Here is a 25560-nt window from a genome sequence, read left to right as displayed (position 1 = left end):
CAGCCGCTCTCCGCGGCCCCCGTACACCCCGCGCCGGCCCCCTCCACGGCCGTACGAGGGCGCCCCGCCGCGGACTCCGCCGCCTCCGCACGGGCCCTCCCCTCCACCTCCGTACGAGCGACAAGCACCGGTCCTCCCCTTCCCCCTCCCCCCGTCATGGCCGGACACGACGGCCCCGATGTCCCCGTTCCCTCCTGATTCCCCCGTTCCGCACCTCCCCCATGAGACGCTCCCCGCGAGGAGCCCGCCGGACAGGCGGCTCACCGTACGGAGGGACAGGACACACGATGGGCATCGAGGAGTTCGGCGGCGGCCAGGCCGCGCAGGCCGACGTGCTGGTGGTGACGACCAACGACGTCCCGGGATACGAGGTGCAGCGGGTCGTCGGCGAGGTCTTCGGCCTGACGGTGCGCTCCCGGCACCTGGGCAGCCAGATCGGGGCCGGGCTGAAGTCGATGATCGGCGGCGAGCTGAAGGGCCTGACGAAGACGCTCGTGGAGACCCGTAACCAGGCGATGGAACGGCTGGTGGAACAGGCGCGGGCGCGTGGCGCCAACGCGGTGCTGATGTTCCGCTTCGACGTGACGGAGGCGGCCGACGTCGGCACGGAGGTCTGCGCGTACGGCACCGCCGTCGTGATCGCCCCGAAGAACGCCTGAGCCCGCCCGGTCGCCGACCCCGCCGTACGGGCCCGTACGGGCCGGGAGCACGCCCGTACGGGCCAGGGGACGCTCTGCCCCGTACGGACTCGCTCCCCTGCCCCCGTACGCACTCAGCTGTTACGGACCGCGTTGGCCAGCATCGCGTCCCGCATGTACACCGCCAGCCCCGGCCGGATGGCCTCGTAGGTGGCGGTGAAGCGCTCGTCCGCGACGTACATCTCGCCGAGACAGGTGTGCATCTCGTGCGAGCAGTCGTAGTAACCGGACGCGATGCACCGGCGGTGCTCCTCGGCCACGTCCATCGCCGCGGCCGAGTCCGCGGGCAGCCCGCTCGCCATCACCTCGGCCATCTTCCGGTGGACGGCGTCGAACTCCTCCGTCACCCGCTTCCAGTCCTCCTTGGTGTACGACGCCGTCCGCCGCTGCGACTCCTGGTACGCGTCGGTGCTGCCCCAGCGCTCGCGCACCTCGTCCTCGTACGCGTCCGGGTCGAAGTCCCCGAACACCTCGAACTTCTCCTCGGGGGTGAGATTGACGCCCATTTCGCGTGCCTCCATCGCGTGTTCGACGGCGGCGGCCATCGCCTGGAGCTTGCCGATCCGGGCGCTCAGCAGCGCGTGCTGCCGCCGCAGGTGCTCCCGCGGGTCGGCGTCCGGGTCGTCCAGGAGGGCCGCCACCTCGTCGAGCGGAAAGCCGAGCTCCCGGTAGAACATGATCTGCTGGAGCCGGTCGAGATCGGCGTCGCCGTAGCGCCGGTGCCCCGCGTGACTGCGTTCCCCCGGCACCAGCAGCCCGATCTCGTCGTAATGGTGCAGGGTCCGCACCGTCACCCCGGCGAACCCGGCGACCTGCCCCACCGAATAACTCACCGTCCCGCCCTCCTTCCCTCTCGGTACGCGCTCCACGATGAGTCCTCACGCCACGTGAGGTGCAAGTCCGTATACCGGAAACATGTGGGGCGGACGGGGCACGAGTGGCATCCTGCCGCCATGCTGGGGATAACCGACCTTCCGACCTACCTGGCGGGCCTCGCGCTCATCATTCTGCTGCCGGGCCCGAACTCGCTGTACGTCGTCTCCGTGGCCGCCCGCCGCGGCCCGCGCGTCGCCTATCGCGCGGCGGCCGGGGTGCTGTGCGGCGACACCGTCCTGATGACCCTGTCGGCAGGCGGCGTGGCCTCGCTCCTACAGGCCAGCCCGGTCCTCTTCACCCTCGTCAAATTCGCCGGAGCGGGCTATCTCACCTGGCTCGCGGTGGGAATGCTGCGCGGCGCGTGGGCCCTGTGGCGCAACCGGGAGGCGGCGAAGTCCCTCCGCAAGCAGGCCACGTCCGGCGAGGCCCCCGCCACCAGGGAAGCCCGCGAACGCCCCTACCGCCGGGCCCTGGTCATCAGCCTCCTCAACCCCAAGGCGATCCTTTTCTTCATCTCCTTCTTCGTCCAGTTCGTCGACCCCGCCTACGCCCACCCCGTCCTCTCCTTCCTCACCCTCGGCGCCTGGGCCCAGCTCTTCAGCCTCACCTACCTCTCGATCCTCATCTTCAGCGGCACCTACCTCGCCGCCACCTTCCGCCGCCGCAAACGCCTGACCGCGGGCCTGTCGGCCGGCGCGGGCGCGGCATTCCTGGGCTTCGCGGCGAAACTGTCCCTGGCGAGTGCGGGCTGACGCATTCCTCCTGAACGCCAGGGGAGCCAGCCGGCACATCGCCCCTGACGCACACCCCGCTGATCCCGCACCGCACCGCCCGGCCAAATGATGTCGACCGGTACGCCCGCCCGCCGGGCGTACGCGACCACGTCGGCCGTCCGGCCGAAGCCCCTGGCGTGCCGTACCGGCTCCATATCGGCTCCCTTCCGGATCAGATCCCCGCGGCCTCGATGACGAACAGCGCGTCCGCGGTCGGCAGCGGAGTGAGACCGGTGATCTTGAAGCCGGCCGTGGCGCACAGGGTTTCGAAGTCGGCGCGGGTGCGTTCGCGGCCGCCGACGGTGACCAGCATGTTGAGGTCGCTCATGTAGGGCAGGGCGGTCGCGCCGGGCCGTACCGTGTCGGTGAGGACCGGCTCGATGATCAGCAGTCGGCCGTCCGGGGGCAGTACCTGCCGGATGTGGCCCAGGATGCCGGCGCACTGCTCGTCGTTCCAGTCGTGGATGACGCTCTTGAGCAGGTACAGGTCGCCGCCGGGCGGTGCCGCCGCGAAGAAGTCGCCGGGCTCCAGGGTGACGCGGTCGGCGACCCCCGCGGCGGCCAGTTTCGCGGGGGCCTGGGCGAGGCCCTCGGCGCTGTCGTAGATCATGCCGCGCGACGTGGGATGGGCCCGCAGGATCGCGGCGAGCAGGGTGCCGTCGCCGCCGCCCACGTCGACGATGGTGGTGAAGCGGCCGAAGTCGTAGTGGGGCGGCACGGTCTGGGCGGCGGTGTGGGTGCGCTGGCTCATCGCGGCGTTGAACGCCTGCGACAGTTCCGGTTCGTCCTTGAGGTGGCTGAAGAAGTCCGTACCGAAGATCGAGTCGAAGGCGGGCGCACCGGTGCGCACGCTGTCCTCCACGCGCTCCCGGGCGCGGGTCATGACCGGCTCGCAGAAGATGCGGGCCAGGGCGGCCATGGAGTCCGGGGTGTCGCTGCGCAGCAGCGCTCCGGCGGCGGTGACCTCGAAGACGCCCGCTCCGTGTTCGGTGAGCAGGTCCAGGGCGGCCAGTGCGCGCAGCAGGCGCAAGGTGGCCTGTGGGTCGGTGCCGCACGCGGCCGCCACGTCGGCCGCCGTACGGGTGCCGTCACCGATGCGGTCCAGCACGCCCAGCCGGACGCCCGCGCCCACGGCGTACGTGGCCAGCTGTCCGAACAGCAGCCGGGAGACGGTGGCGCGGGCCTCGCGGGCCGGCGTCGCCCGTTCCTCGTTCGCTTCCACGTCGGCTCCTTCGGGTCGCGTCGGGCACCGCTCCCGCGCCGGACCGGCGGCCGGGTGACGGCACGGCGGGGCCGGCGGATCCGTGTCCCCCGTCCCGCGCGATAAGTCAGGCAAAACTAAGTTCCCGTACAGGGTGGCGCAATACGCGGGCAACACACTGGAGCGCTGCGGAGGTTGACCGTTCACCCACTGGACGCCAAGGCGGGAAGGGTGCTGTGACGTCCCCGGCACACCGGGGCCCGCAGGGTCGCGGCCGGACCGTACGCAGTCAGGCAGGGGGGCAGGGGGGTGAGCCCGGCGGCTGCGCCCCGAGCCCCTGAGGCAAGAGCGGTGCCCCGCCCGGCAACCAGCCGGGCGGGGCACCGTCACTTCCGCAGTGCCGCAGCGCGTCGACTATGCCGGAGCCTCATCCGGAATGTCCGCCACGGTCACTCGGCCGTCCGGCAGGAATTCGATGAGGACCCGGTCCTCGGACGAGTAGACCCAGAAGTGCGGAAACTCGTCCAGGATGTCCGCCACATGCCGCACGACATCGTTCACCGGGAGACGCACGGAGGGCATCACCAGCGTCCCCCAGAAGATCACGACGTGCGCGTCCTGGCGGACGTTCCTGGTCAGCAACTCCGTGACGCCGCGCATCCCTTCCTCGTCGTCCTCGTACCAGAGGCGCTCGGAGCAGGAGGCGTCCTCCCAGCCGATCTCACCGCTCGGGAGCTGCGGAAAACGATTCAGGCTGACGGCTTCGAGTGCGCGGCTCTCCTCCCGGCTCAGCAACTGGGCTTCCGTATGACCACCCGCCGCGCCGGCCCCGCTCCTCAAGAAAGCGGGGAGGTAATCCCGGCGGCTGCCGTAAGAGTTTATCTGCGTCATGTGTTGTTCTTCAGGAACTTTTCGAGTTCCTTCTCCATCTCCTTGAAGTCCGTCGCCCTGCTCTTCCACGGTACTGCCCACTTCCGGGCCGAGTCGCTCTTACCGACCATGGCGTTGATGTGCAGTTTCTTCCACCACGCCCCCTCGGAAGGAATTCCTGGTGACACTCGGCGCCCGGTTCCGTGCCCGCATGCAATGAACCGAGAAAAGCAAGGGCGCGGCAATCGTCCAGCGCCGCGGAGGCGACGCCCAGTTGAGGATCACCACCGCTGCCGGCCGCGCCCGCCCCCGGCAAGAGTCCAAGCGGTGCCCCCGCCCCACCCGGAGAACACCTTTCGGTACACACCCCAGGCCGGCGCATCACAGGCGCGCCGAATGCCGCATATGCCCCCATCCCCGTATCATCACCCCTGGGCGCGGCCTGTCGTGAAATTCACCCGCGTCCCGAAGGCAGGGCTTTCCGCGAACGGCTGAGGGTACGCGCGCACCATGCCACTCCACGAGGGATCAGACGCCGAGGACGGCAGGCAGCACCTGTCGGTCAACCCCTTCTACGGCGAGGCCGACCCGGTCGCGGGGATGGCCACGGCGCCGCCCCGGCACACCCTGCCGGACGGCCCCACCGCCCCGCGCGCGGCCTACCAGCTCGTGCACGACGAACTGATGCTGGACGGCAATTCCCGGCTGAATCTGGCCACCTTCGTCACCACCTGGATGGAGCCGCAGGCCGACGTACTGATGGCGGAGTGCCGCGACAAGAACATGATCGACAAGGACGAGTACCCGCGCACCGCCGACCTGGAACAGCGGTGCGTGGCCATCCTCGCCGACCTGTGGCACGCCCCCGACCCGTCCGCCGCCGTCGGCTGCTCCACCACCGGCTCCAGCGAGGCGTGCATGCTCGCCGGGATGGCCCTCAAACGCCGCTGGAGCCGGGCGAACGCCGACCGGTATCCGGCCCACGCCCGGCCCAACCTGGTCATGGGCGCGAACGTGCAGGTCTGCTGGGAGAAGTTCTGCACGTTCTGGGAGGTCGAGGCACGGCAGGTACCCATGCGCGGCGACCGCTTCCATCTGGACGGCGAGACCGCCGCCGCGCTCTGCGACGAGAACACCATCGGCGTCGTGGCCGTCCTCGGCTCGACCTTCGACGGTTCGTACGAGCCGGTGGCGGAGATCTGCGCGGCGCTGGACGACCTCCAGGAACGCACCGGTGTGGACATCCCCGTCCACGTGGACGCGGCCTCCGGCGGGATGATCGCGCCGTTCCTGGACCCCGGCCTGGTGTGGGACTTCCGGCTGCCGCGCGTGGCCTCCGTCAACACCTCCGGCCACAAGTACGGGCTCGTCTACCCCGGCGTCGGCTGGGCCCTGTGGCGCGACCGGCAGGCCCTGCCGGAGGAACTGGTCTTCCACGTCGACTACCTGGGCGGCGACATGCCCACCTTCGCCCTCAACTTCTCCCGCCCCGGCGCCCAGGTCGTCGCCCAGTACTACACGTTCCTGCGGCTGGGCCGGGAGGGCTACCGCGCCGTACAGCAGACCACCCGCGACGTGGCCCGCTCGCTCGCCGACCGGATCGGCGCGCTCGGCGACTTCCGCCTGCTGACCCGCGGCGACGAACTGCCGGTCTTCGCCTTCACCACGGCCGACGGCGTGCGGAACTTCGACGTCTTCGACGTGTCCCGCCGGATGCGCGAGCGCGGCTGGCTCGTCCCCGCGTACACCTTCCCGCCCGACCGGGACGACCTCTCCGTCCTGCGGATCGTCTGCCGCAACGGGTTCTCGCATGACCTGAGCGATCTGTTCGTGGCCGATCTGGAGCGGCTGCTTCCGGAACTACGGGCACAGAGCGGGCCTTTGGGGGGCCGGGCGGGGAGGGGCACCGCGTTCCACCACTGAGAGCCCTGAAGGTCGCGCCGTCCGGCGTCACTCGGGCGGGTGGCGCCACGGTCGGTGGTAGGACGCGGAGTTAGGTGCACGCGCACGTGCACGCTCCGGTACTTGGGAGCAGCGATGGCCGCAGAAGCCGAGCAGGAGCGGGGAGCGCGGGCCATCCCGGAGACCTGGATGCACCGGCTGCCGGATGGCTGGACGGACGACCAGGTGAAGGACCTGGAATTGCCGGTCGAAGGGAACTGCTGGCTGGGAACATCGCGGTCCGGGAAATGGCCGTGGGGTGGCACAACCGTCTGCGAAACCAACGGTATCTCCAGTTGCAGAGCGTCCGGCGTGAGCCGTTCGCCGTCGACTGCGGGCAATGCGTGGTGATCGATGACCGCAACGCCCCCATTCCGACGTGACGGTCTTCGACAGGACGGGGCTCGATGTCCGCACGGTGGAACAGATTCCCGTGGACAAGGCCGTACTCGCCGTGAAGGTGGTCTCCGAGGGCTCCCGTCTCGCCGGCCACTTCGCCGAGCCGGCCCTGTACGCCGAGGCCGGCATCGCTTCCTACTGGCGGATCGAGCGCGACGAGAACGGCCTGCCGGTGGTGCACGAGTTCCGGCTGCACCCCGAATCGCCGGTCTACGCCCCGAGCCCCGATCGCCGCATCCATACCGACAAGCCCGTGACGAACGTCCCCTTGCCCGCCGACATCGGTCTCCGGGACCTCACCGAAGCGTGACCCGACTCACCGCCCCAGCCGCCCGAACCTCCGCACCGCCAGCGGGAAGAACACCGCCAGCAGCACCAACGGCCAGCCGACCGACAGGAGTTCCGCGTGCTGAGCCGCCCAGCCGTCCCCCGTCCACCGCGGGTTGGCGAAGAGCTCGCGTACCGTGCCCGCCGTCGCGGACATCGGGTTCCACTCGGCGACGGCGCCCAGCCAGCCCGGCATCGACGCGGGTGAGACGAACGCGCTGGACAGGAAGCCGACGGGCCAGACCAGGATCTGTACGGCCTGCACGAGCTCCGGCTTGCCCGCCACCAGCGCCAGGTGGATACCGATCCACAGCATCGCGAAACGCAGCAGGAGGAGCAGGCCGACCGCGTACAGCGCGTCGCCGAAGCCGCCGTGCCAGCGCCAGCCCATCGCCAGCCCGGCACCGAGCAGCACCAGCAGGCTGACCGCCGACTCCAGCATGTCCAGGACGCTGCGGCCGATCAGCACGGCCGCCGGGGCCATCGGCATGGAACGGAAGCGGTCGATGACGCCCTTGTCGAGGTCCTGGGTGACCGCGACCATCGTCGCTTCCAGGCCGAAGGCCATGGTCAGCGCGAGCATCCCCGGTACCAGGTACTCCATGTAGTCGCCGCCGCCCGGCAGCGCCATCCCGCCGCCGAGGAGGTAGCCGAACATCACCAGCATCATCACCGGGAAGACCAGCCCGACGACGACCTGGACGGGCTGCCGCGCCCAGTGGGCCAGGCCGCGGCGGGTCATGGTCCAGGAGTCGGTGAGGAGCCACCGGTACCGGTAGGCGGCGATCCTGGGCGCGGGTGCCGGTGCCGTGGCGGTGCTCATACGGTCGTCCTCTCCTCGGTGGGCCGGTGGGTCAGGTGCAGGAAGACCTCGTCGAGGGTGGGACGGCGCAGGGCGATGTCCTGCGCGTCGACACCGGCTGCCGCCAGTGCCCGTACGGTCTCGGTGAGCGCCGCCATCCGGTCGGTGACGGGGGCGCTGACCCGCCGCGCGTCGGCGTCGGTGACGGCGGTTCCGGTGCCCCCGGCCCTCCTGGCGACGGAGTCGAGGACGGCCGCCGCACGCGCCAGGCCGGCCGGGTCGTGCAGGACCACGTCGATCCGGTCGCCGCCGACCTTGGCCTTGAGTTCGTCGGACGTGCCGTCGGCGATGACCCGTCCGTCGTCGACCACGGAGATCCGGTCGGCGAGCTGGTCGGCCTCCTCCAGGTACTGCGTGGTCAGCAGAACGGTCGTGCCACCGTCCACCAGGGAACGCACCGCCTGCCACACCTCGGTACGGCCCCGCGGGTCCAGGCCGGTGGTCGGCTCGTCGAGGAAGAGGATGCGCGGCGACATGATCAGGCTGGCCGCGAGGTCGAGGCGGCGTCGCATCCCGCCGCTGTACTTCCCGACCGCCTTCTTGCCGGTGCCGGCCAGGCCGAACCGCTCCAGCAGCTCGACGGCCCGGGCCGCTGCCGCGCGCCCGCCCAGGTGGTAGAGCCGACCGAACATCTCCAGGTTCTGCCGGCCGCTGAGTTCCTCGTCGACGGCGGCGTGCTGGCCGAGCAGTCCGATCCGTACGCGCACCTCGTCGGGCCGGCGGCAGACGTCGAAACCGGCGACCCGGGCGGTACCGGCGTCCGGGCGCAGCAAGGTGGCCAGGACGCGGACGAGGGTGGTCTTCCCCGCGCCGTTCGGGCCGAGGATGCCGTGCACGGTGCCGTGGGGGACGGTCAGGTCGAGGCCGTCGAGGGCGGCCGTGCGCCCGTAGGTCTTGCGCAGCCCTTCGACGGCGATGGCGGGAGCGGAGGGTGAGGCGGGGGCGGGCGTGGAGGTGGGGGCAGGTGACGGGTTCAAGATGCCTCCTCCAGGAATCTCCGGAGCATCGGTAGACAAGTTTGACTACCGGTTGGAGACCGTAGCCCCCGGAGGGCGTCTGGTCAAACTTGATTATTCGTGGGACGAGGGCGCTTCGCCGCCGCGCTCCGCCGGATCCGGCTCCCCCGTCGCGAACGGATTCTCCTGCCCCTCCGCCAGCACGCCCACGAACGGCTCACCCTCCCCCGCGAACACGTAGGCCCCGCCCTCGATCCGCTCGATCAGCCCGCGCGTCCACTCGGCGCCGCCGTCCGCCGAATGCACCCACATGTTCATGATCTCGCCGATGTGGCCGAGCTGTTCCGGGCCGTCCGCCGGTGTGTAGTACTCGGTGACCGAGAGCCGCCACTCCTCCAGGCCGCGCACCCGCTCCTTCAGGAGGGCCACGGCCTCCTCGCGCGGCAGGTCGACGATGAAGCCGATCGCCGCGGTCAGCTCGTCGACCTTGCGGTCGTACCGGGACAGGGACTCGCGCAGCAGCTTGAAGAACTCCTCCGTGCCCGCCTCGGTCAGCTCGTACTCCGTACGCGGCGGGCCGCCGGCCGGGCTCGGCGCGATGTCGTGCGCGAGCATCAGCCCCTGCTTGGCCATCTGCTTGAGCGCGTGGTAGATCGACCCCGGTTTGGCGTTGGACCACTCGTGGGCGCCCCAGTACTCAAGGTCGTTGCGCACCTGGTACCCGTGCGCCCGCCCGTGCTGACGCACGGCCCCCAGAACCAACAGCCGGATCGCCGACATCGTTTCCTCGCATCCTTCACGCTCGCGCTGCGGCCAGCCTAGACCGCCTCTCTAATCAAGTTTGAATACCCGCTCCTGGCACTCTACGCTCGGCGGCATGGCCGAGACCGTGATCCCGATCCTCCCGTGCCCGTCCATCGACGTACTCCTCGACTTCTACCGGGCCCTCGGTTTCGAGGTGACCTCCTACCAGAAGAGCCCGAACCCGTACTGCGGTGTCCGCCTGCGCGGCATCGAGCTGCACTTCTTCGGGCTGAAGAGCCATGACCCGGCCACCTCGTACAGCACCTGCTACGTGCTGACCGACGACGTGGACGGGCTCTACGCGTCCTTCCGGGCCGGCCTGAAGGCCGCGCTCGGCAAGGTGCCGGCGCGCGGCCTGCCGCGGATCGGCGCGCTGAAGGACATGTCGTACGGCGTACGGCAGTTCCTGATGACCGACCCCGGTGGCAACGGCATACGCGTCGGCCAGCCGATCGCCGACAGCGTCGGGCACACGGCCGTGCCCAAGGAGCGTTACGCGCGCGTCCTCCACCAGGCGACGCTGATCGGCGAGTCCAGGGGCGACCACGCCGCGGCGGCCCGGATCATCGACCGGGCCCTGGAGCACGAACCCGGCGACGACGCCGGGCCGACCCCGCTCCAGCTCGTACGGCTTCTCCTGCTGCGCGCCGAGATGGCTGCCCAGTTGGACGGCTTGCAGGCGGCCGCTCCCTGGCTCGGCCGCGCGGACGCCGTCGAACTCGGCGACGCCGACCGGGAGTCCGCGCGCGACGCGCTGCGCCGGGCGGCGGATCTGCGGGACGGGGAGGATTGAGGACGCGTCGGGAGGGGACCGCGGCCGGAGGGCTGGGCCAGGGGCGCCTCTGCCCCGCCCCCCCCGATCAGCCCTGCGCCGCCCGCTCCTCGTCCACCAGCGTGAAGGCCGTCTTGCCGTCCAGGGACTCGCGGATGACGTCCGCGTGCCCGGCGTGCCGGGCGGTCTCCTCGATCAGGTGCAGCAGGAGCCAGCGCATCGACTGCGTCGCGTTCGGCGGGTACCAGGGCGCCTCGGGCAGCGGGAAGGTGGCGTTCAGGTCCGGCAGCGCGCGGACGAACTCCTCGGTCTTACGGGCCACCTCGTCCCAGTGGGCGAGCGTCGACTCGACGGTCTCGGCGCCCTCCAACTGGAAGCCCAGGTGCCAGGTGTCCATGTCCCGCTTGAAGGAGTGGGGCTTCTCCTGGGCGGTCTCCACCCAGCTCTGTTCGACCTCCGCGACATGCTTGATCAGGCCGGACAGGGACAGTTCGCTGGCGGACGGCTTCTGCGCGGCCTGTTCGTCGGTGAGGCCGAGCACGGACCGGCGCAGGCCGCCGCGCTGCGCCTCCAGGAAGGCCAGGAGCGCGCCGCGCTCGTCACCGTGGGCTTCGGCCGGAACGTGAGTGGGCATGGGGTCCGCCTTTCGTGAGGACCGCGGCGCTGGTGCCGCGGCCCGACACGAAGAACGTTAGGAAGCGTTGAGGACAGATACTGTCCTCAACGGGCCGCCGATCGGAAAAATCCCCGGCGGGACCCGCGGCGGACGGCTGGAGCGGCCCCGCGGCGGACGACTGGAGCGGGAACCGCGGCGGGCGGCTAGAACGGGAACCGCGACCGGCCGTGCTGGATGGAGATCCACTTGGTGGTGGTGAACGCCTCCACCATCGCGTCCCCGTTCAGCCGCCCCAGCCCGGACGCCTTCTCGCCGCCGAAGGGCACGATCGGCTCGTCGTGCACCGTGCCGTCATTGATGTGGATCATGCCGGTCTCGATGCGCTTGGCGAACCGCACGCCCCGCTCGATGTCGGCGGTGTGCACCGCGCCGCTGAGTCCGTACGGCGTGGCGTTGGTGATCCGTACGGCTTCGTCGTCACCGTCGAACGGCACCAGCGCCACGACCGGCCCGAACATCTCCTGGGTGAGTGCCACGGAGTCCTGCGCCAGCCCGGCCAGCACGGTCGGCGCGACCAGGGTGCCCCGCACCGTGCCGCGCACCAGCGCGGTGCCGCCCTCGGCGACGGCGCGGTCCACCACCGCGGCGACGGCCTCCGCCTGCCCTTCGTTGATCAGCGGGCCGATGTGGGTGGCCGGATCGCTCGGGTCGCCGACCTTCAGCGTCTTGACCTTGGCGACGAACTTCTCGGTGAACTCCTGCTCCACCGCCCGGTCGACCAGTATCCGGTTGGCGGCCATGCAGACCTGCCCCTGGTGCACGAAGCGGCTGAAGACGGCGGCGTCCACCGCGTAGTCGATGTCGGCGTCGTCCAGGACGACCAGCGCGCTGTTGCCGCCCAGTTCCAGGACCGTGCGCTTGAAGTGGGAGGCGGCGACGGTCGCGACGTGGCGGCCGACCTTCTCGGAACCGGTGAAGGAGATGACCTTCGGCACCGGGTGCTCGATGAGCGCGTCACCGATCTCCGCGATGTCGGTGACCACGACGTTCAGCAGTCCGGCCGGCAGCCCGGCCTCCTCGAAGACCTTCGCGACCAGGCCGCCGCCGCAGACCGGGGTGTTCTGGTGGGGCTTGAGCACCACGGCGTTGCCGAGCGCGAGCGCGGGCGCCACCGACTTGACCGACAGCAGGAAGGGGAAATTGAAGGGGCTGATGACCCCCACGACACCGACCGGGAGCCGGTAGAGCCGGTTCTCCTTGCCGTCCACCGGGGACGGCAATATGCGGCCCTCGGCCCGCAGCGACAACTGGATCGCCTCGCGCAGGAATTCCCGTACCAGGTGGAGTTCGAAAGCCACCTTGGCGTGGGTGCCGCCGACCTCGGCGGCGATCGCGGCACCCAGCTCCTGCTCCCGGTCGTCGATGATCCGCAGTGCGCGTTCGAAGACCAGCCGGCGGGTGTACGGGTTGGTGGCCCCCCACTCCCCCTGTGCGCGTTCGGCTGCACGGTACGCCTGGTCGATCTCGTCGACCGTGGCCACGGTGATGGACGCCAGCTTCTCCCCGTCATAGGGATTGAAATCGACGATGTCCCACGAACCGCTGCCGGCCCGCCATTCGCCGCCGATGTACTGATACGCCAACTCGTCGAAGTAGGACATGCGAAATCCCAATCTGGAGGACAGGGCGCCGGTCACAGCGCCCCGGCCGGGGGGGGGTGCTTACTCCTGATGGGAACTCATGCTACCTACGAGTTAAGTCAGTTGGAGTAGACCACGTATCAAGTCTCTGGTCTCGGCCGGATTCGGACTGTCCTCCTGGAGGCGGTCCATGACCCGCGCGTACTGGGCAACTTCGTCGCGTTTGTCGAGATAGAGCGCGCTGGTCAGCTGTTCCAGGTACACGACGTCGGGCAGTCCGGGCTCCGGGAAGCCGAGTGTGGTGAACGCACCGCTCTCCCCCGCGTGCCCGCCGAAACTGAACGGCATCACCTGCAAGCGCACATTCGGCCGCTCGGACAGTTCGATCAGATGTCTCAACTGCCCGCGCATCACCTCCCGGTCGCCGTACGGGCGGCGCAGCGCCGCCTCGTCGAGCACGCAGTGGAACTCCGGAGGGCGCTCCGCCAGCAGCAACTTCTGCCGCTCCAGGCGCAGCGCGACCCGGCGGTCGATCTCCGCCGCACTCGCCCCCGGCATCCCACGGTGCACGACGGCGTGCGCGTACTCCTGCGTCTGCAGAAGCCCGTGCACGAACTGCACCTCGTAGGCGCGGATGAGCGAAGCGGCGCCCTCCAAGCCCACATATGTCTGGAACCAGCCGGGCAGCACGTCGCCGTAACTGTGCCACCAGCCCGCGACGTTGGCCTCGCGGGCCAGCACCAACAACGCCTCACGCTCCTGCGGATCGTTCACGCCGTACAGCGTGAGCAGGTCTTCCACGTCCCGCGCCTTGAAGCTGACCCGGCCCAGTTCCATCCGGCTGATCTTCGACTCGGACGCGCGGATGGAGTAGCCGGCCGCCTCGCGGGTGATCCCGCGGGATTCACGCAGCCTGCGGAGCTGTGCCCCCAGCAGGATGCGCCGCACCACGGACCCGCTCGATTCGCTTGCGGACACCTTTGTGACCCTCCCATGGCCCACCCCGTCCAACAGTGGCCCGCAGTCTGCCACGTCCGGGCTTCGTTGAGTGCTCATCCGGTTACGGATGTGGGAGGTCCGGGCGTGCGCTCCACAAGAACACGTAGGAAGAAATACGCGTGAAGTGGCACGGCCGCTCCCAAACAGGGCGCGTGCACGTGCATCTGCCCTTGCATCTGGCGTACGCATTGGGAACCATGGACAGCGCACGCATGCACGCTCGGGAAAGATCCGCCAGACCGCCAGATCCGGCTGCCCGGCCAGGGTCATGACGTCCGCGAACGCCAGGAGTGCCTCGCATGGGGACCAAGGTTTTGACCATGCTCCAGCCGTTGTGGCAGGGCTTCCCTCCCGTCGACCCCCTGGCCGTCTCCGGATCCGTCTCCTACTCGCTGGCCCCCCGTTACGAATCGGTGCGCGGCGCACGGCAGTTCACCCGCGACACCCTGCACCGCTGGGACCTGGAGGAGATCTTCGACAGCGTCACCCTGGTCGTCTCCGAACTGGTCACCAACGCCCTGCGGCACGCCTCCCCGGCCGGCGCCACCAGCGCTTACGAGCCCGCGCACGCCGTGTACGAGCCCCCTGCCGACCCGGGCGCCCTGCCCGCCCGGCTGCACCTGATGCGGTGGTCGTCGCGGCTGGTGTGCGCGGTACGCGACGCCAGCGACGCGTCCCCGGAGGCCGGGACGGCCGACGCCGGCGCGGAGTCGGGCCGCGGCCTGTACCTGGTCGACTCCTTCAGCGACGGCTGGGGCTGGCACCCGCTGGCCGGCGCACCGCACGGCAAGGTCGTGTGGGCGCAGTTCCGGCTGCCCTGAGCGGCGGAGGCTCCGGGGCCTCGGGGGCACGGGGCCCGGGGGCCACGGAGCCTTCGCCGGCCTGCCCGGACGGCCGGGACCGTCCGGGCAGGCGCGCAGCCGGCCGGGGCCGTGGCGACCGGAACCGTAGCGTCCCGGTCCCGGTGCGGGCCGTACCGGTCAGTCCCGGACCAGGTGGTCGAACTCGCCGTCCTTGACGCCCGCGATCATCGCCTCGACCTCGGCGGGCGTATAGACGAGCGCCGGCCCCTCCGGGAACCGGGAGTTGCGTACGGCGATCTCCCCGCCCGGGAGCCGCGCGAACTCCACGCAGGACCCCTGCGAGTTGCTGTGCCGGCTCTTCTGCCAGGTCACACCGTGGAGATCCGTTGCGGCCATGCCGTTGTATGCGTCGGGCACAGGTCTCTCCCGGTGAATGCGGTGGTCAGCGGTGACGGGTCGTGGCGCGCTGAGCGGTCGATGATGGGCTGTCAGCAGCAGTGCGCACAGCGGTAACCGGTGTCAACTGCAACTGATGGGGATCATAGCTGCGTTCATATGCCGATGCATGGTCGGATGCACGTGCACGACGGCCCGTGGCGCCCCGGTCACAGCTCGTCGAACTCCATGCTCACGGGACGTATCAGCGGACGACAGAGTTCCCCGGAACTGGAGAGCCGGCCTTCCGCAACACCGCACGGTGTTCCGGAAGGCCGGCGGCGGGCCGGGCTTCTCCGTAAGCGGCGGCAACCCGGCAAACAGCGGCGGGCGGCCGCGCGGCCCTCACTTCGACGTGTACGGCAGCAGCGCCATTTCCCGGGCGTTCTTGACCGCGCGGGCCAGCTGCCGCTGCTGCTGCGCGCTCACCCGCGTGACCCGGCGGCTGCGGATCTTGCCGCGGTCGGAGATGAACTTCCGCAGCAGGTCGGTGTCCTTGTAGTCGATGTACGTGATTCCCGCCGCGTCCAGCGGGTTGGGACGGGGTGCGGTCTTCTTACGGGGGTCGTGGCGACGGGGCATCGGGGCTCCTGAGGGCGGTACGGGTCGGGCGCGGCCGGTGGAGGCAGGGGCCGGTGGAAACAGATTCCGGCGGCAGCGGGGCAGGAAGACCGCGGGGCAGGGGAAGTTACGGAACGGGGTCGAGGAGTGCGTCGAACGCGGGAGCCAGCCGCTTCCACGCCCCCGGCCCGCCCGCGTACTCCTCGTCCGTGAGCAGGCAGGACTCCAGCAGCGACAGCAGCCCGTCGCGGTCCAGCCCCGGCGAGGTGAAGACCAGGTGCTGCGCGCGGTCCCCGTGCTCGGGGTGCCAGTCCAGGGCGGCCGCGGCGCGGCGCACCGGAGGCACCAGGTCCCAGGCGGCGTCCGGCAGCGCGGCCAGCCACGGCCCGGCGCTCTCGACGCACAGGGCGCCGCCCGTCGCGTCCCAGGACAGCAGCGTGTCCGGCCGGTCCGCCAGCCAGAACCGGCCACGGCTGCGGGCCGCCGCACAGGTCAGGTCCTCCAGCGCCGCGTACAGCCGGGCCGGATGGAAGGGCCGGGTGCGGTGCCAGACGAGCGTCCCGACACCGTCCGCGTCGGCCTCCTGGGGGAGCAGCGCGCACGCCGGGTGCTGCCGCGCGGCGGCCGCCTCCACGTCGAACCCGGCGAGGGCCGCCCCGGCCAGTTCGCCCGGGGACCCGACGTCCACGAGCCGTGCTGTCGGGTGCAGTTGGGCGAGCAGCGCCAAGTCGGCCGCGTCGCCCTCCTCCTCCCCCGGCGCCAGGGCGAGCACCGGCGGGTACTCCAGTTGCCGGGCCCAGGTGTCCGCGACGGTCCGCTGGTCGGAGGCGGCCGCGGCCAGCCCGGCCTCGGCCAGGTCGTCGCCGCAGCCCAGGTAGGGCAGCAGCAGCGCCGGGTCCACGGCGGTGAGGACGCCGGTCAGCGCGAGTTCCTCGCCGCCGCAGGCGGTGACGACCTCGGCCATGGCCTTGGGCTCAACGGAGTCCCACAGTTCGACGACGGCCAGCCGGCAGGTGCGTCCGGCGGCCAGCCGCTCCAGTTCGGGGACCAGGTCCTCGCGGAGCGCGCAGCAGGCGCAGTCGTTGGCCAGCGGCGCCTCGCCCGTGTCGAGTACCCCGCCGGCGTCCCGCACCGTCCGGCGGACCGTTCCTTCAGCGGCGGAGGCGAGATCGTGGTGGAGTGCGACGCTGCCGGGTACGGCGTGCAGCAACCGTTCCACCGTGGTCCGGCGGGCGTCCGAGTGCAGCCCGCCGACGATCACCACGGACAGCCGGTCAGCGCCGCCGCCTCCGGGGCCGGCGGCGCCCTTCCGCGACGGGCCGCCCATCAGCGGGCCCCGCGCTTCCCGTACCGGCGCTCGAACCGCTCGACGCGTCCCGCGGTGTCCAGCACCCGCGCCGTCCCCGTGTAGAAGGGGTGGCTCGCCGAGGAGATCTCGACATCGATGACCGGGTACGTGTTGCCGTCCTCCCACTCGACCGTCTTGTCGCTGGTGGCGGTCGACCGGGTCAGGAAGGCGTGGCCGGCGGCCCGGTCACGGAAGACGACGGGCCCGTACGGCGGGTGGATTCCAGGCTTCATGGCGCTGCTCAGCGCTCCTCTCGGAAGTCGACGTGGCGGCCGGCGACCGGGTCGTACTTCTTCAGCACCAGCCGGTCGGGGTGGTTCCGGCGGTTCTTGCGGGTGACGTAGGTGTAGCCGGTCCCGGCGGTGGACCGGAGCTTGATCACGGGTCGTAGTTCGTTGCGGGCCATGGGCGCTACTATACAGAAATGGTTTCCATTTTCATTAGGAGGTGCTGACCTTGTCCGCCCACTGCCAGCTCACCGGCCGCAGCCCCGGCTTCGGCAAATCCGTCTCGCACTCGCACCGCCGCACATCCCGGCGCTTCGACCCCAACATCCAGCGCAAGCGCTACTGGCTGGCGAGCGAGGGCCGGCACGTGCGCCTCACGCTCAGCGCGAAGGGGATCAAGACCGTGGACACGATCGGGATCGAGGCGGCCGTCGCCCGCATCCGCGCACGAGGGGAGAAGGTCTGATGGCCAAGAAGAGCAAGATCGCGAAGAACGAGAAGCGGCGCGCGACGGTGGCCCGTTACGCCGCCCGGCGGGCCCTGCTGAAGTCCGTCATCCGCAATCCGCACACCCCGGAGCAGGAACGGCTGGCCGCCCACCGCGAACTCGCCCGCCAGCCGCGCGACGCGAGCGCCACCCGCGTACGCAACCGCGACAGCGTCGACGGCCGCCCGCGCGGCTACTTCCGCGCCTTCGGCCTCTCCCGGGTCAAGCTCCGCGAGCAGGCGCACGCGGGGTTCCTGCCGGGGGTTCGGAAGTCGAGCTGGTAGGGGGTGCGGGTGCGGCCCACCCCGTTCGCGGAATTCGGGGTGGGCCCGTGGGCCACGCGGGTCAGAACTCGCCCGTGTCGATCTCGAAGTCGAACGGTGCGGGTAGGACGATCGTCTTGGAGAGGACGACCGCCGACAGGCGGGTGTCCTTGTCGTCTCGTGGTTCGGAGTGGAGGGTCACCGGTTCCGCCTTCCGGCCCACCAGGAGGTAGAAGGGGATACCGGCCCGGGCGTAGCCACCCAGCTCGGCCCCGCGGTCCTGCTCCGCAGTGGACTTCGAGGTCACCTCACCCACCAGCATCACCGGTGACGGGTCGTGGTACTCCAGCCTGTCGCTGAAACTCCCCTTCGGGCGATCACGAGGTCGGGAATGACCTTCCCGGTGATCGAGACACCGGGGATGTTCAAGCCGAGCCCGGTGCGTGTGCGCAGCTTCGCGTCCTTGCGGCGGCCGGACACCTGGTCCGCGACCTCGGCCACGATTTCCTCGTGCTCGCCGTTTGCGGGCGGCACCACGTGGACCTTCCCTTCGATCAGTTCCACGCGCCACCCCTCGGGGCTGCCGCGCTCAACGCTTCGAAGGCCGCCTCGACCGGCGCGATCACGGGATCATCACCGATCGCGTGCGGGGCGCGGTCTGGTGCTGCCAATGCCACGGGACCTCCTTCGTGCGGAGCGACGCTGCCAGAGCAGGTGACGCCACGCGGGCATTCGGGTGAAATCTCACCCGAACGAGCGTGCCCTCCCTTCCGTACACGTCAGCTGTCCCCGCCCTCGTCGATCAGACGCCGCACCTCGCGGTCGATGAGGCCGAGGCGGGCCTCCGCGACCAGGGGGACGGCGCGGCGCTGGCGGCGGGCCTCGGACAGGTCGATGTCCACCGTGACCAGTGCGGTCTCCCACTTCGGGGCCTGGGCCACCACCGTGCCGCGCGGGTCCACCACCCGGGAGCCGCCCCAGAAGGCGGCGCCGTGCTCGTTGCCCACGCGGTTGACGAAGACGATCCAGCACTGGAGCATCCGCGCCGTGTAGGAGAGCAGCGTGTCCCAGTACGAGCCGGTGTCCATCGCCTCCGGGTCGAGGCCGGCGGCGCTGTTGGTGGGGACGAACAGCACCTCGGCGCCGTCCTGCACCGCGATCCAGGGCAGCACCGGCTGCCAGGCGTCGTTGCAGACCAGCGTCGCGCCACGGCCGCCGCTGGGGGACTTCGTCAGGCCGTACGCGCGAAGCGACTGACCCGGGCTGACGTGCTTGCGCTCCTCCCAGGAGAGGTAGTTCGGGAGGTAGAGCTTGCGGTGCGCGTGCAGCAGCGTGCCGCCTGCGTAGTAGGCGGCCGTGTTGTAGGCGCGCAGGACCGTGTGCTCGTGGAAGCCCACGAGGACGTCCGGGCCGAGCGCGCTCAGGTCGCGCAGCCGCGGGTCCTGTGCCTCGACCGAGACGTCCCGGGGCAGGGCACCCAGGTGGTACCCGTGCAGGCTCAGTTCGGGGAAGACGACGAGGTCGGCGCCCTGTTCAGCGGACTTCTCGACCTCCTCGCGCGCGGTGGCGAGGTTCGCGTCGACCTCGCCCAGCGCGCAGTCCGTCTGCGCCAGCGCCACCCGCATGCCCGCACCTCGCTCCGTCGGCCGTCGCGCCCGCCGGGACGACGCGTGACGGGCGGTACACCCGCCTTGCGCCCAGTTTGCGGCGTTACGGGCGGTACGTAGTCATGCTGACAGAGGATGCGGGCGCGGGCCTGTTCACGGGCGGACCGGCCCCACCCGGCTGCTCAGACGCGTCAGACACCTCGGGCACCCCAGGCGCCTCAGGCGCGGAGGAACTCCTCCATGGTGGTGGCCAGCGCCACCGGCGTCTCGTGCATCGGATAGTGCCCCGACCCCTCGATCGTGACGATCTCGGCCTGCGGGTACCACCGCTGCCAGGTCTCCCGCATCAGCTCGGCGGTCAGCGCCAGGTCGTACGCCCCGACGACCACCCGTACGGGGACGGAGTACCGCTTCGCCGCGTCCGCGACCGCCTCCGAGAGGTCGAGCTGCTGCCAACTGGCGAGATAGGCCGCGTGCGCCTCCTCGCGGGAGATGTCGAGCGAGTGGCGCACCATGCGGTCCAGCCAGACCGGGCTCGCCCGGTGGCCGGTGACCAGGTCGATGATGGCGCGCCGCTTGGCCGGGTCCGCCGAGGCCCCGTAGAACAGCTCGTGCGTCGCGTCGTCCATCGGGTACGCCCCGGCGGGCACCGGCGCCAGGCCGACCATCCGGTTCACCCGATGGGGCGCGCGGACCAGCACCTGCTGCATCGCCTTGGCGCCCATCGAATGGCCCACCAGGGAGAACCGCTCCCAGCCGAGCTGGTCGGCGAGGGCCAGCGCGTCGCCGGCGATCTCCGGCAGGTCGAAGCGGCCCGGTACGTACTTGCGGTCGCCGTAGCCGCGGCAGTCGAGGAAGGCGTACGTGAAGGCTGTGCGGTCCAGGAAGTCCAGGACGGTACCCCAGCCGGCCGAGGTGCCGAACCAGTCGTGGAGAACGATCACCGGGTGCGGTCCTGTACCGATGGCGCGGTGCGCGATGGCCATACGGGCGACTCCCTTGTCTGCCGTCTTGTCTGCGGTGGGCGGGGATGCTGGTGCGGGGGCGTGACCTGGGTCGGCGCGCGCATTCTCCCCCTAGTCAGGTGGGTCGGGTAGGGGAGGTATCCGGCCAACGTCGGGGTTGACGGCGCGCCTTGACGCGGGCCGGGCCGGGCGGGAGACGGGTACCGGGCCGTACGGGGTACGGGAGCCGGGCCGGGCGGGAGACGGGTACCGGGACGTGTGAGGCGGAAGGTGGGAAAGTACCCGTATGCGGTGGGTGGTCGGGGGAACGGGCGACGGGCGGGTGGCGGCGTGTGCCGTGGACGAGGCCGGGCGCCCGGTGGGAGCACCGGTGCGGGCGGGGAGCGTGGCGGAGGCCGTACGCGCGTGTCCGGACGCGGAGCGGTGGGTGTGGCGCTCGACCGCGGAGACGTACCGGAAGCTGCTCGCGGCAGGCGTCCGGGTCGAGCGGTGCTACGACGTCGAGGCGGCCGAGGCGCTGCTGATCGGGCACGAGGAGGGCCAGTCGGGCCAGCCGCGGTCGCTGGCCGCGGCGTGGGCGCGGCGGCACCGGCTGCCGGTGCCCGACGATCCGCCGGTGCGCGGCGCGGAGACCCAGCCGTCGCTGTTCGAGCCGGGTCCGGTGCCGCTGCCGCCGGGGGTGGACGAGTTCACGGCGTTGCTGGAGGTGTACGCGGGGCAGCTGGAACGTACGGAGCGGGCCGAGCATCCGGGCCGGATGCGGCTGCTGCTGGCCGCCGAGTCCGCCGGGATGCTGGTGGCCGCGGAGATGCGGCGGGCCGGGCTGCCGTGGCGGGCGGACGTGCACCGGGAGCTGCTGGACGAGCTGCTCGGCGAGCGTTACCCGGGTGGTCTGGAGCCGCGCCGTATGGCGGAGTTGGCCGAGGAGGTCTCGCGGGCGTTCGGGGAAGGCGTACGGGTGCGCCCGGATCTGCCGGGGGAGATCGTCAAGGCGTTCGCCGGTGCCGGGATCACGTTGCGTTCGACCCGTAAGTGGGAGTTGCGGGAGATCCGGCACCCGGCGGTGGCGCCGCTGCTGGAGTACAAGCGTCTGTACCGGTTGCACACGGCGCACGGCTGGGCGTGGCTGCAGCAGTGGGTGCACGAGGGCCGGTTCCGTCCGGAGTACCTGCCCGGGGGGACGGTCTCGGGCCGCTGGACGACCAACGGCGGCGGCGCCCTCCAGATCCCGAAGGTGATCCGCAGGGCCGTGGTGGCCGATCCGGGCTGGCGGCTGGTGGTCGCGGACGCCGAGCAGATGGAGCCGCGGGTGCTGGCGGCGGTCTCCCGGGACCGGGGGCTGATGGAGGTGGCGGGCAGCGGCCGTGACCTGTACGCGGATCTGGCGGCGCGGGCCTTCGGGGGCGACCGGGCGCAGGCGAAGCTGGGGCTGCTGGGCGCCGTGTACGGCCAGACGTCCGGGGACGCCCTCAAGCACATGGCGGACCTGCGGCGGCGCTACCCGGACGCGGTGGAGTACGTGGACGCGGCCGCCCGCGCGGGCGAGGAGGGCCGGCTCGTACGGACGTGGCTGGGGCGCACCTGCCCGCCGGCCTCCGTGGCGCCGCCCGACGAGGCGGGGCTGCCGCAGGAGGAAAACGTTCCGGCGTACGGCAGTACGGCGAGTGCCCGGGCCCGTGGCCGGTTCACCCGCAACTTCGTGGTGCAGGGCAGTGCCGCCGACTGGGCGCTGCTGATGCTGGCCGCGCTGCGCCGGTCGCTGGCGCCGCTCCGGGCGGAGCTGGTCTTCTTCCAGCACGACGAGGTGATCGTGCACGCCCCCGAGGAGGAGGCCGGGACGGTGGCGGAGGCCGTCGCGGAGGCCGCCGAGCTGGCGGGGCGCACGGCGTTCGGTGTGACGCCGGTGCGGTTCCCGTTCAGTACGGCGGTGGTGGAGTGTTACGCCGATGCGAAGTGAGGCGGCGGGGTAGGGGAAGGGTGGAAACCGGAGAGCGAGGAGGAGGGAGGAGAGGGAGTGCCTGCTGTGCATGTCGACCCTGAGCTCGCGCCCGTCCTGGAGCGGTTGCCTCCGCTTCTCGACCCGTACGCCGACATCGAAGGCACCCGCACCGGGATGCACACGCTCGCCCGGCACTTCCCCGCGGACCGCGACGGGGTGACGAGCGAGCGCTTCGCGGTGCCGCGGCCGGACGGTTCCCGGCTGGCCGTGGAGGTCTACCGGCCGGTGGACGCACCGGGTCCGCTGCCCGCGGTACTGCACTTCCACGGCGGCGGATACACCTTCGGGCAGGCGCCGCCCGGTGAGGACCGTACGGCGATCGGGCTGGTCCGCGAGGTGCGGGCCGCGGTGGTCTCGGTGGAGTACCGCCTCGCCCCGGAGCATCCGTGTCCGGCGGCGGTCGAGGACTGCTACCTCGCCCTGGAGTGGACCGCCGGGCAGGCCGCGGCGCTCGGTGCCGATGCCGCGCGCCTCGCGGTCGGCGGGCAGTCCGCCGGGGGCGGGCTCGCCGCCGCCGTCGCCCTGATGGCGCGGGACCGGGGCGGTCCGGCCCTCGTCCACCAGTCGCTGGTCGTCCCCGACCTGGACGACACGGCGGGTACCGGGCCGACGCCCGCGGACGGCGACCCGCGGCTGCCGGACGGCGCGTTCATCCAGCGGGGCTGGCGGCACTACGCGCCGGAGGGGGCCGCCGCGTACCCGTACGCGGCGGCGGCCCGCGCCACCGATCTGCGCGGCCTGCCCGCCGCCTGCGTCGTCGTCTGCGGCCTCGATCCGCTGCGGGACACCGGGCTCGCCTACGCCCGCCGGCTGAAGGACGCCGGGGTGCGGGTCGCGCTGCACCACGTACCGGGCGCGTGGCACGGTTTCGAGATGTTCGCGCCGGACTCCCGCCTCGCGCGGGAGACGACGGCCCGCTGGACAGGACTGCTGCGCGCCGCCCTCCACGGGGACCGCGAGCCGCTCAGCCGGACGCCGTCGCCACCAGCCCCCGCGTGAACCGCACCATCGCCGCGACCAGCGCCTACCGCGGTTTCTCCGGCAGGTCCAGCCACCACAGCGCCAGCCCGTACAGGGAACTGCGGATCGCCTCGCCCAGCGGCTCCAGTTCGGCCTCCGGCAGGCCCGGTACGTACTCGCGCAGCAGCGCCACGTCGGTGGCGCTGCTGACGGCGCTGCAATTCGCGGTGGAAGTCCTGCACCTCGGGGTCGCCGGTGGTGTCGCGGAACACCATGCGCCAGGTGTACGGGTGGGTCTGCACATGGCCGAACCAGGCGTCGTACGTCGCCGTCGTGCGGATGAGCAGGTCGCCCCACCGTGCAGGAGCCGCTCGACGGGCGCGGCGGCCAGTGTCGCCGATGGTGGTGCCGGCGTAGCCGGGTTCGGCGAAGAGGCGGGCGGCGGTGTCCTCGATGTGCGTACGGGTCTCGGCGCGGGCGGCACGGGTGCGTTCGACGGGGGGCATGACGCCTGTCCCGCCTTCTCGCCTCCGGCCTTCCCGGTGCCGGCGCCCCGCCCCGGAACGGGGTCCACAATGATCGTTTCCTTCCGTCTCGCCGACGTCGGCCTCCGCGCCGCCCGCGACGTTCCGCGGTCCCGTCCGCGCCCCGGCTCGCTGCCCGGACTGCGGCACGCCCGGACCGCGCTCACCGGTGACTCGCCACCGGTCCGCCGCGGCTGCGTCCCGGACGCGCCGCGCTGATCGCGTCCTGGGAGAACGACGACGAACAGGTCGCCGTCCTCACCCTGGGCGAGACCCGGCTCCGGTGTCTCGGCCCGTTCCTGCGCGCCGACTCCCCGGCGTCCGGCCGGGCCGCCGCCGATCCGGCCATGACCACGTCGGTCGCGATGGCCCGGCCGCCGCGCTTCGTCGGCGCCTTCTCCCTGTGGCGCAGCCTGCGCGCGATGACGGCGTACGCCTACGGTGCCCGGCGGCCCGAACACCGGGACACGGTCGCGGCGCATCAGGCACGGCCGTCCCACCAGGAGGCGGCGTTCGCCCGTTTCCGCCCGTACGCGGTGGCCGGAACGCCCGGCGGGCCCCCGCCCTCCGGAGCGGCGACCTCGGCGTGACCACGCCATAGACTCGGCGGACAGCCGAGCACGTACGGAAAGGGATCAGCGTTGGCCGACACCGGAGGGACTCCAGACGCCTCGGCACCGGCCACACACCCGGCCGGCGCGCCGACGCCCGCGCAGACCTCGGAACCCGCGAAGGCCGCGAAGAGCGGAGCGGCCCCGGCGACGGCGTCCGAGACCAAGCTGGGCCCCAAGGAGCGCCGCAAGCGGATCGCGGACCGGGTGCTGGCCGAGGGGCAGGTCAGCATCGAGGACCTGGTGCGGGAACTGGGCGTCAGCCAGATGACGGTCCACCGCGACCTGGACTCCCTGGAGCACCAGGGCTGGCTGCGCAAGGTGCGCGGCGGGGCGACCGCCGCGCCCAACGCCCTGTTCGAGTCCAACGCCCGCTGGCGCGGCAACGAGCAGGTGGCGGCGAAGGAGGCGATCTGCGCGGCCGCGCTGGCCATCGCCGAGCCCGGCCAGGCCGTCATCATCGACGACTCCAGTACGGCGCTGCCGCTGGCCCGCTCGCTCGCCTCGCGCGGCGCGTACACGGTCATCACCAACTCGCTCCAGGTCATCAACGAGCTGGCCGAGGAACCCGACATCCGGGTGATCGCGCTGGGCGGCGAGTACCACGCCGCCTTCAACGCCTTCCTCGGCATGTCCACGGCCGACATCGCCCGCAGCTTCCGCGCCGATGTCGCCTTCCTGTCCACCTCCGCCGTCGACAACGGCCACTGCTACCACCAGGCGCAGGAGAACGTCCTGGTCAAGCGGGCGCTGATGGCCGCGGCACGGCGCAAGGTGCTGCTGGTGGACCACTCCAAGTTCGGCCGTCAGGCACTGTACGAGCTGGCGCCGCTGGCCGATTTCGACCTCGTCATCTCCGACGAACAGCTTCCGCGGGAGGAGCGGGACGCGCTGCAAGCGCTGGGAGTACGGTACGAGTTGGCGACGGAGGGGGCGCATCGGACGTGAGCGGTGGAGGGGGCGTACCGGACGTGAAGGGCGGAGGGGGCGCGTCGGGCGTGAGTGACGAACGGGTTCCGGGCAGCGAGCAGGAGAG

The 25560-nt window shown here is 71.6% G+C and carries 31 protein-coding genes and 1 pseudogene; 14 read left to right on the top strand and 18 right to left on the bottom strand.

What is annotated here, in order from left to right; genetic code table 11:
* The first annotated feature begins 287 nt into the window (after positions 1-287).
* Positions 288-659, top strand: coding sequence for a YbjQ family protein (locus tag AB0A97_RS29845; RefSeq protein ID WP_073760643.1), 372 nt, complete (start codon positions 288-290; stop codon positions 657-659).
* Between the two features lie 113 nt (positions 660-772).
* On the opposite strand, the gene AB0A97_RS29840 is transcribed toward AB0A97_RS29845, so the two are convergent.
* Positions 773-1531, bottom strand: a complete 759-nt coding sequence (locus tag AB0A97_RS29840) for a MerR family transcriptional regulator (RefSeq protein ID WP_361155613.1) — start codon at positions 1529-1531, stop codon at positions 773-775.
* Positions 1532-1651: 120 nt separating this feature from the next.
* Between AB0A97_RS29840 and leuE the strand changes: the two genes are divergently transcribed.
* A complete protein-coding gene (gene leuE, locus AB0A97_RS29835; RefSeq protein ID WP_361155612.1) occupies positions 1652-2326 on the top strand; it encodes a leucine efflux protein LeuE in 675 nt (224 codons plus the stop codon).
* A gap of 193 nt (positions 2327-2519) precedes the next feature.
* On the opposite strand, the gene AB0A97_RS29830 is transcribed toward leuE, so the two are convergent.
* On the bottom strand, positions 2520-3569 hold the full coding sequence (locus AB0A97_RS29830; protein ID WP_361155611.1) for a methyltransferase: 1050 nt from the start codon (positions 3567-3569) through the stop codon (positions 2520-2522).
* 393 nt (positions 3570-3962) lie between these two features.
* On the bottom strand, positions 3963-4439 hold the full coding sequence (locus tag AB0A97_RS29825) for a hypothetical protein (RefSeq protein ID WP_361155609.1): 477 nt from the start codon (positions 4437-4439) through the stop codon (positions 3963-3965).
* A gap of 489 nt (positions 4440-4928) precedes the next feature.
* Between AB0A97_RS29825 and AB0A97_RS29820 the strand changes: the two genes are divergently transcribed.
* The 3 genes from AB0A97_RS29820 (at position 4929) to AB0A97_RS29810 (ending at position 7068) form a co-directional block, all read left to right on the top strand.
* Positions 4929-6341, top strand: coding sequence for a glutamate decarboxylase (locus tag AB0A97_RS29820; RefSeq protein ID WP_361155608.1), 1413 nt, complete (start codon positions 4929-4931; stop codon positions 6339-6341).
* A 114-nt stretch (positions 6342-6455) separates the two neighbouring features.
* Complete coding sequence (locus tag AB0A97_RS29815) at positions 6456-6710, top strand: hypothetical protein (RefSeq protein WP_361155606.1); 255 nt, start codon at positions 6456-6458, stop codon at positions 6708-6710.
* A 28-nt stretch (positions 6711-6738) separates the two neighbouring features.
* Entirely contained in the window at positions 6739-7068 is a 330-nt protein-coding gene (locus tag AB0A97_RS29810; RefSeq protein WP_361155604.1) for a hypothetical protein, read from the top strand.
* A 6-nt stretch (positions 7069-7074) separates the two neighbouring features.
* Here AB0A97_RS29810 and AB0A97_RS29805 read toward each other — a convergent pair whose 3' ends face one another.
* The 3 genes from AB0A97_RS29805 to AB0A97_RS29795 all read right to left on the bottom strand — a co-directional run bounded on the left by AB0A97_RS29805 (position 7075) and on the right by AB0A97_RS29795 (position 9683).
* Positions 7075-7908, bottom strand: a complete 834-nt coding sequence (locus AB0A97_RS29805; protein WP_361155602.1) for an ABC transporter permease — start codon at positions 7906-7908, stop codon at positions 7075-7077.
* Positions 7905-8924, bottom strand: a complete 1020-nt coding sequence (locus tag AB0A97_RS29800) for an ATP-binding cassette domain-containing protein (protein WP_361155600.1) — start codon at positions 8922-8924, stop codon at positions 7905-7907. The genes AB0A97_RS29805 and AB0A97_RS29800 overlap by 4 nt, the downstream gene beginning before the upstream one ends.
* A 93-nt stretch (positions 8925-9017) precedes the next feature.
* Positions 9018-9683: a PadR family transcriptional regulator gene (locus tag AB0A97_RS29795; protein WP_361155599.1), complete on the bottom strand. Its 666-nt coding sequence runs from the start codon at positions 9681-9683 to the stop codon at positions 9018-9020.
* A gap of 97 nt (positions 9684-9780) precedes the next feature.
* Between AB0A97_RS29795 and AB0A97_RS29790 the strand changes: the two genes are divergently transcribed.
* The gene (locus AB0A97_RS29790; protein ID WP_361155598.1) at positions 9781-10500 is read left to right on the top strand and encodes a VOC family protein; all 720 of its coding nucleotides are present in this window, start codon (positions 9781-9783) and stop codon (positions 10498-10500) included.
* 67 nt (positions 10501-10567) lie between these two features.
* On the opposite strand, the gene AB0A97_RS29785 is transcribed toward AB0A97_RS29790, so the two are convergent.
* The 3 genes from AB0A97_RS29785 to AB0A97_RS29775 form a co-directional block, all read right to left on the bottom strand.
* Positions 10568-11113, bottom strand: a complete 546-nt coding sequence (locus AB0A97_RS29785; protein WP_361155596.1) for a DinB family protein — start codon at positions 11111-11113, stop codon at positions 10568-10570.
* Positions 11114-11298: 185 nt separating this feature from the next.
* Positions 11299-12756, bottom strand: coding sequence for an aldehyde dehydrogenase family protein (locus tag AB0A97_RS29780; protein ID WP_361155595.1), 1458 nt, complete (start codon positions 12754-12756; stop codon positions 11299-11301).
* A 93-nt stretch (positions 12757-12849) separates the two neighbouring features.
* Complete coding sequence (locus AB0A97_RS29775) at positions 12850-13713, bottom strand: helix-turn-helix transcriptional regulator (protein ID WP_125054960.1); 864 nt, start codon at positions 13711-13713, stop codon at positions 12850-12852.
* A gap of 320 nt (positions 13714-14033) precedes the next feature.
* Between AB0A97_RS29775 and AB0A97_RS29770 the strand changes: the two genes are divergently transcribed.
* The gene (locus AB0A97_RS29770; RefSeq protein ID WP_361155593.1) at positions 14034-14555 is read left to right on the top strand and encodes an ATP-binding protein; all 522 of its coding nucleotides are present in this window, start codon (positions 14034-14036) and stop codon (positions 14553-14555) included.
* A 159-nt stretch (positions 14556-14714) separates the two neighbouring features.
* On the opposite strand, the gene AB0A97_RS29765 is transcribed toward AB0A97_RS29770, so the two are convergent.
* The 5 genes from AB0A97_RS29765 to rpmG all read right to left on the bottom strand — a co-directional run bounded on the left by AB0A97_RS29765 (position 14715) and on the right by rpmG (position 17287).
* The gene (locus AB0A97_RS29765) at positions 14715-14954 is read right to left on the bottom strand and encodes a DUF397 domain-containing protein (RefSeq protein ID WP_030019250.1); all 240 of its coding nucleotides are present in this window, start codon (positions 14952-14954) and stop codon (positions 14715-14717) included.
* Between the two features lie 363 nt (positions 14955-15317).
* Positions 15318-15554: a 30S ribosomal protein S18 gene (gene rpsR / locus AB0A97_RS29760; RefSeq protein ID WP_361155591.1), complete on the bottom strand. Its 237-nt coding sequence runs from the start codon at positions 15552-15554 to the stop codon at positions 15318-15320.
* A 106-nt stretch (positions 15555-15660) separates the two neighbouring features.
* Complete coding sequence (locus tag AB0A97_RS29755) at positions 15661-16860, bottom strand: GTP-binding protein (protein WP_361155589.1); 1200 nt, start codon at positions 16858-16860, stop codon at positions 15661-15663.
* A complete protein-coding gene (locus AB0A97_RS29750) occupies positions 16860-17114 on the bottom strand; it encodes a type B 50S ribosomal protein L31 (RefSeq protein ID WP_361155587.1) in 255 nt (84 codons plus the stop codon). Before AB0A97_RS29750 ends, AB0A97_RS29755 begins: the two co-directional genes overlap by 1 nt.
* An 8-nt stretch (positions 17115-17122) precedes the next feature.
* Positions 17123-17287, bottom strand: coding sequence for a 50S ribosomal protein L33 (gene rpmG / locus AB0A97_RS29745; RefSeq protein WP_361155585.1), 165 nt, complete (start codon positions 17285-17287; stop codon positions 17123-17125).
* Positions 17288-17337: 50 nt separating this feature from the next.
* Here rpmG and rpmB point away from each other — a divergent pair, with 50 nt between their 5' ends.
* Positions 17338-17574, top strand: a complete 237-nt coding sequence (rpmB, locus tag AB0A97_RS29740; RefSeq protein ID WP_030019255.1) for a 50S ribosomal protein L28 — start codon at positions 17338-17340, stop codon at positions 17572-17574.
* A complete protein-coding gene (rpsN, locus tag AB0A97_RS29735) occupies positions 17574-17879 on the top strand; it encodes a 30S ribosomal protein S14 (protein ID WP_361155583.1) in 306 nt (101 codons plus the stop codon). Before rpmB ends, rpsN begins: the two co-directional genes overlap by 1 nt.
* 61 nt (positions 17880-17940) lie before the next feature.
* Here rpsN and AB0A97_RS29730 read toward each other — a convergent pair.
* The 3 genes and pseudogenes from AB0A97_RS29730 to AB0A97_RS29720 all read right to left on the bottom strand — a co-directional run bounded on the left by AB0A97_RS29730 (position 17941) and on the right by AB0A97_RS29720 (position 20451).
* Positions 17941-18392 (bottom strand): annotated as a pseudogene (locus AB0A97_RS29730) (Uma2 family endonuclease).
* A 245-nt stretch (positions 18393-18637) separates the two neighbouring features.
* Entirely contained in the window at positions 18638-19483 is an 846-nt protein-coding gene (locus tag AB0A97_RS29725) for a nitrilase-related carbon-nitrogen hydrolase (RefSeq protein ID WP_361155581.1), read from the bottom strand.
* A gap of 200 nt (positions 19484-19683) precedes the next feature.
* Complete coding sequence (locus AB0A97_RS29720; RefSeq protein ID WP_361155579.1) at positions 19684-20451, bottom strand: alpha/beta hydrolase; 768 nt, start codon at positions 20449-20451, stop codon at positions 19684-19686.
* Positions 20452-20716: 265 nt separating this feature from the next.
* On the opposite strand from AB0A97_RS29720, the gene AB0A97_RS29715 reads away from it, so the two are divergent.
* Both AB0A97_RS29715 and AB0A97_RS29710 read left to right on the top strand, forming a co-directional pair.
* Positions 20717-22387, top strand: a complete 1671-nt coding sequence (locus AB0A97_RS29715; RefSeq protein ID WP_361155577.1) for a bifunctional 3'-5' exonuclease/DNA polymerase — start codon at positions 20717-20719, stop codon at positions 22385-22387.
* Between the two features lie 57 nt (positions 22388-22444).
* Positions 22445-23428, top strand: coding sequence for an alpha/beta hydrolase fold domain-containing protein (locus AB0A97_RS29710; protein ID WP_361155576.1), 984 nt, complete (start codon positions 22445-22447; stop codon positions 23426-23428).
* Positions 23429-23453: 25 nt separating this feature from the next.
* On the opposite strand, the gene AB0A97_RS29705 is transcribed toward AB0A97_RS29710, so the two are convergent.
* Positions 23454-23582, bottom strand: a complete 129-nt coding sequence (locus AB0A97_RS29705) for a hypothetical protein (RefSeq protein ID WP_361155574.1) — start codon at positions 23580-23582, stop codon at positions 23454-23456.
* A gap of 382 nt (positions 23583-23964) precedes the next feature.
* Here AB0A97_RS29705 and AB0A97_RS29700 point away from each other — a divergent pair, with 382 nt between their 5' ends.
* The 3 genes from AB0A97_RS29700 to AB0A97_RS29690 all read left to right on the top strand — a co-directional run bounded on the left by AB0A97_RS29700 (position 23965) and on the right by AB0A97_RS29690 (position 25472).
* Complete coding sequence (locus AB0A97_RS29700; protein ID WP_361155572.1) at positions 23965-24132, top strand: hypothetical protein; 168 nt, start codon at positions 23965-23967, stop codon at positions 24130-24132.
* Between the two features lie 128 nt (positions 24133-24260).
* On the top strand, positions 24261-24503 hold the full coding sequence (locus AB0A97_RS29695) for a hypothetical protein (RefSeq protein ID WP_361155570.1): 243 nt from the start codon (positions 24261-24263) through the stop codon (positions 24501-24503).
* 51 nt (positions 24504-24554) lie between these two features.
* On the top strand, positions 24555-25472 hold the full coding sequence (locus AB0A97_RS29690) for a DeoR family transcriptional regulator (RefSeq protein WP_361155568.1): 918 nt from the start codon (positions 24555-24557) through the stop codon (positions 25470-25472).
* Positions 25473-25560 lie beyond the last annotated feature (88 nt).

The organism is Streptomyces sp. NPDC045470 (genome assembly GCF_040646595.1).
GTDB lineage: Bacteria > Actinomycetota > Actinomycetes > Streptomycetales > Streptomycetaceae > Streptomyces.
This window is presented reverse-complemented; position numbering and strand designations above follow the sequence as displayed.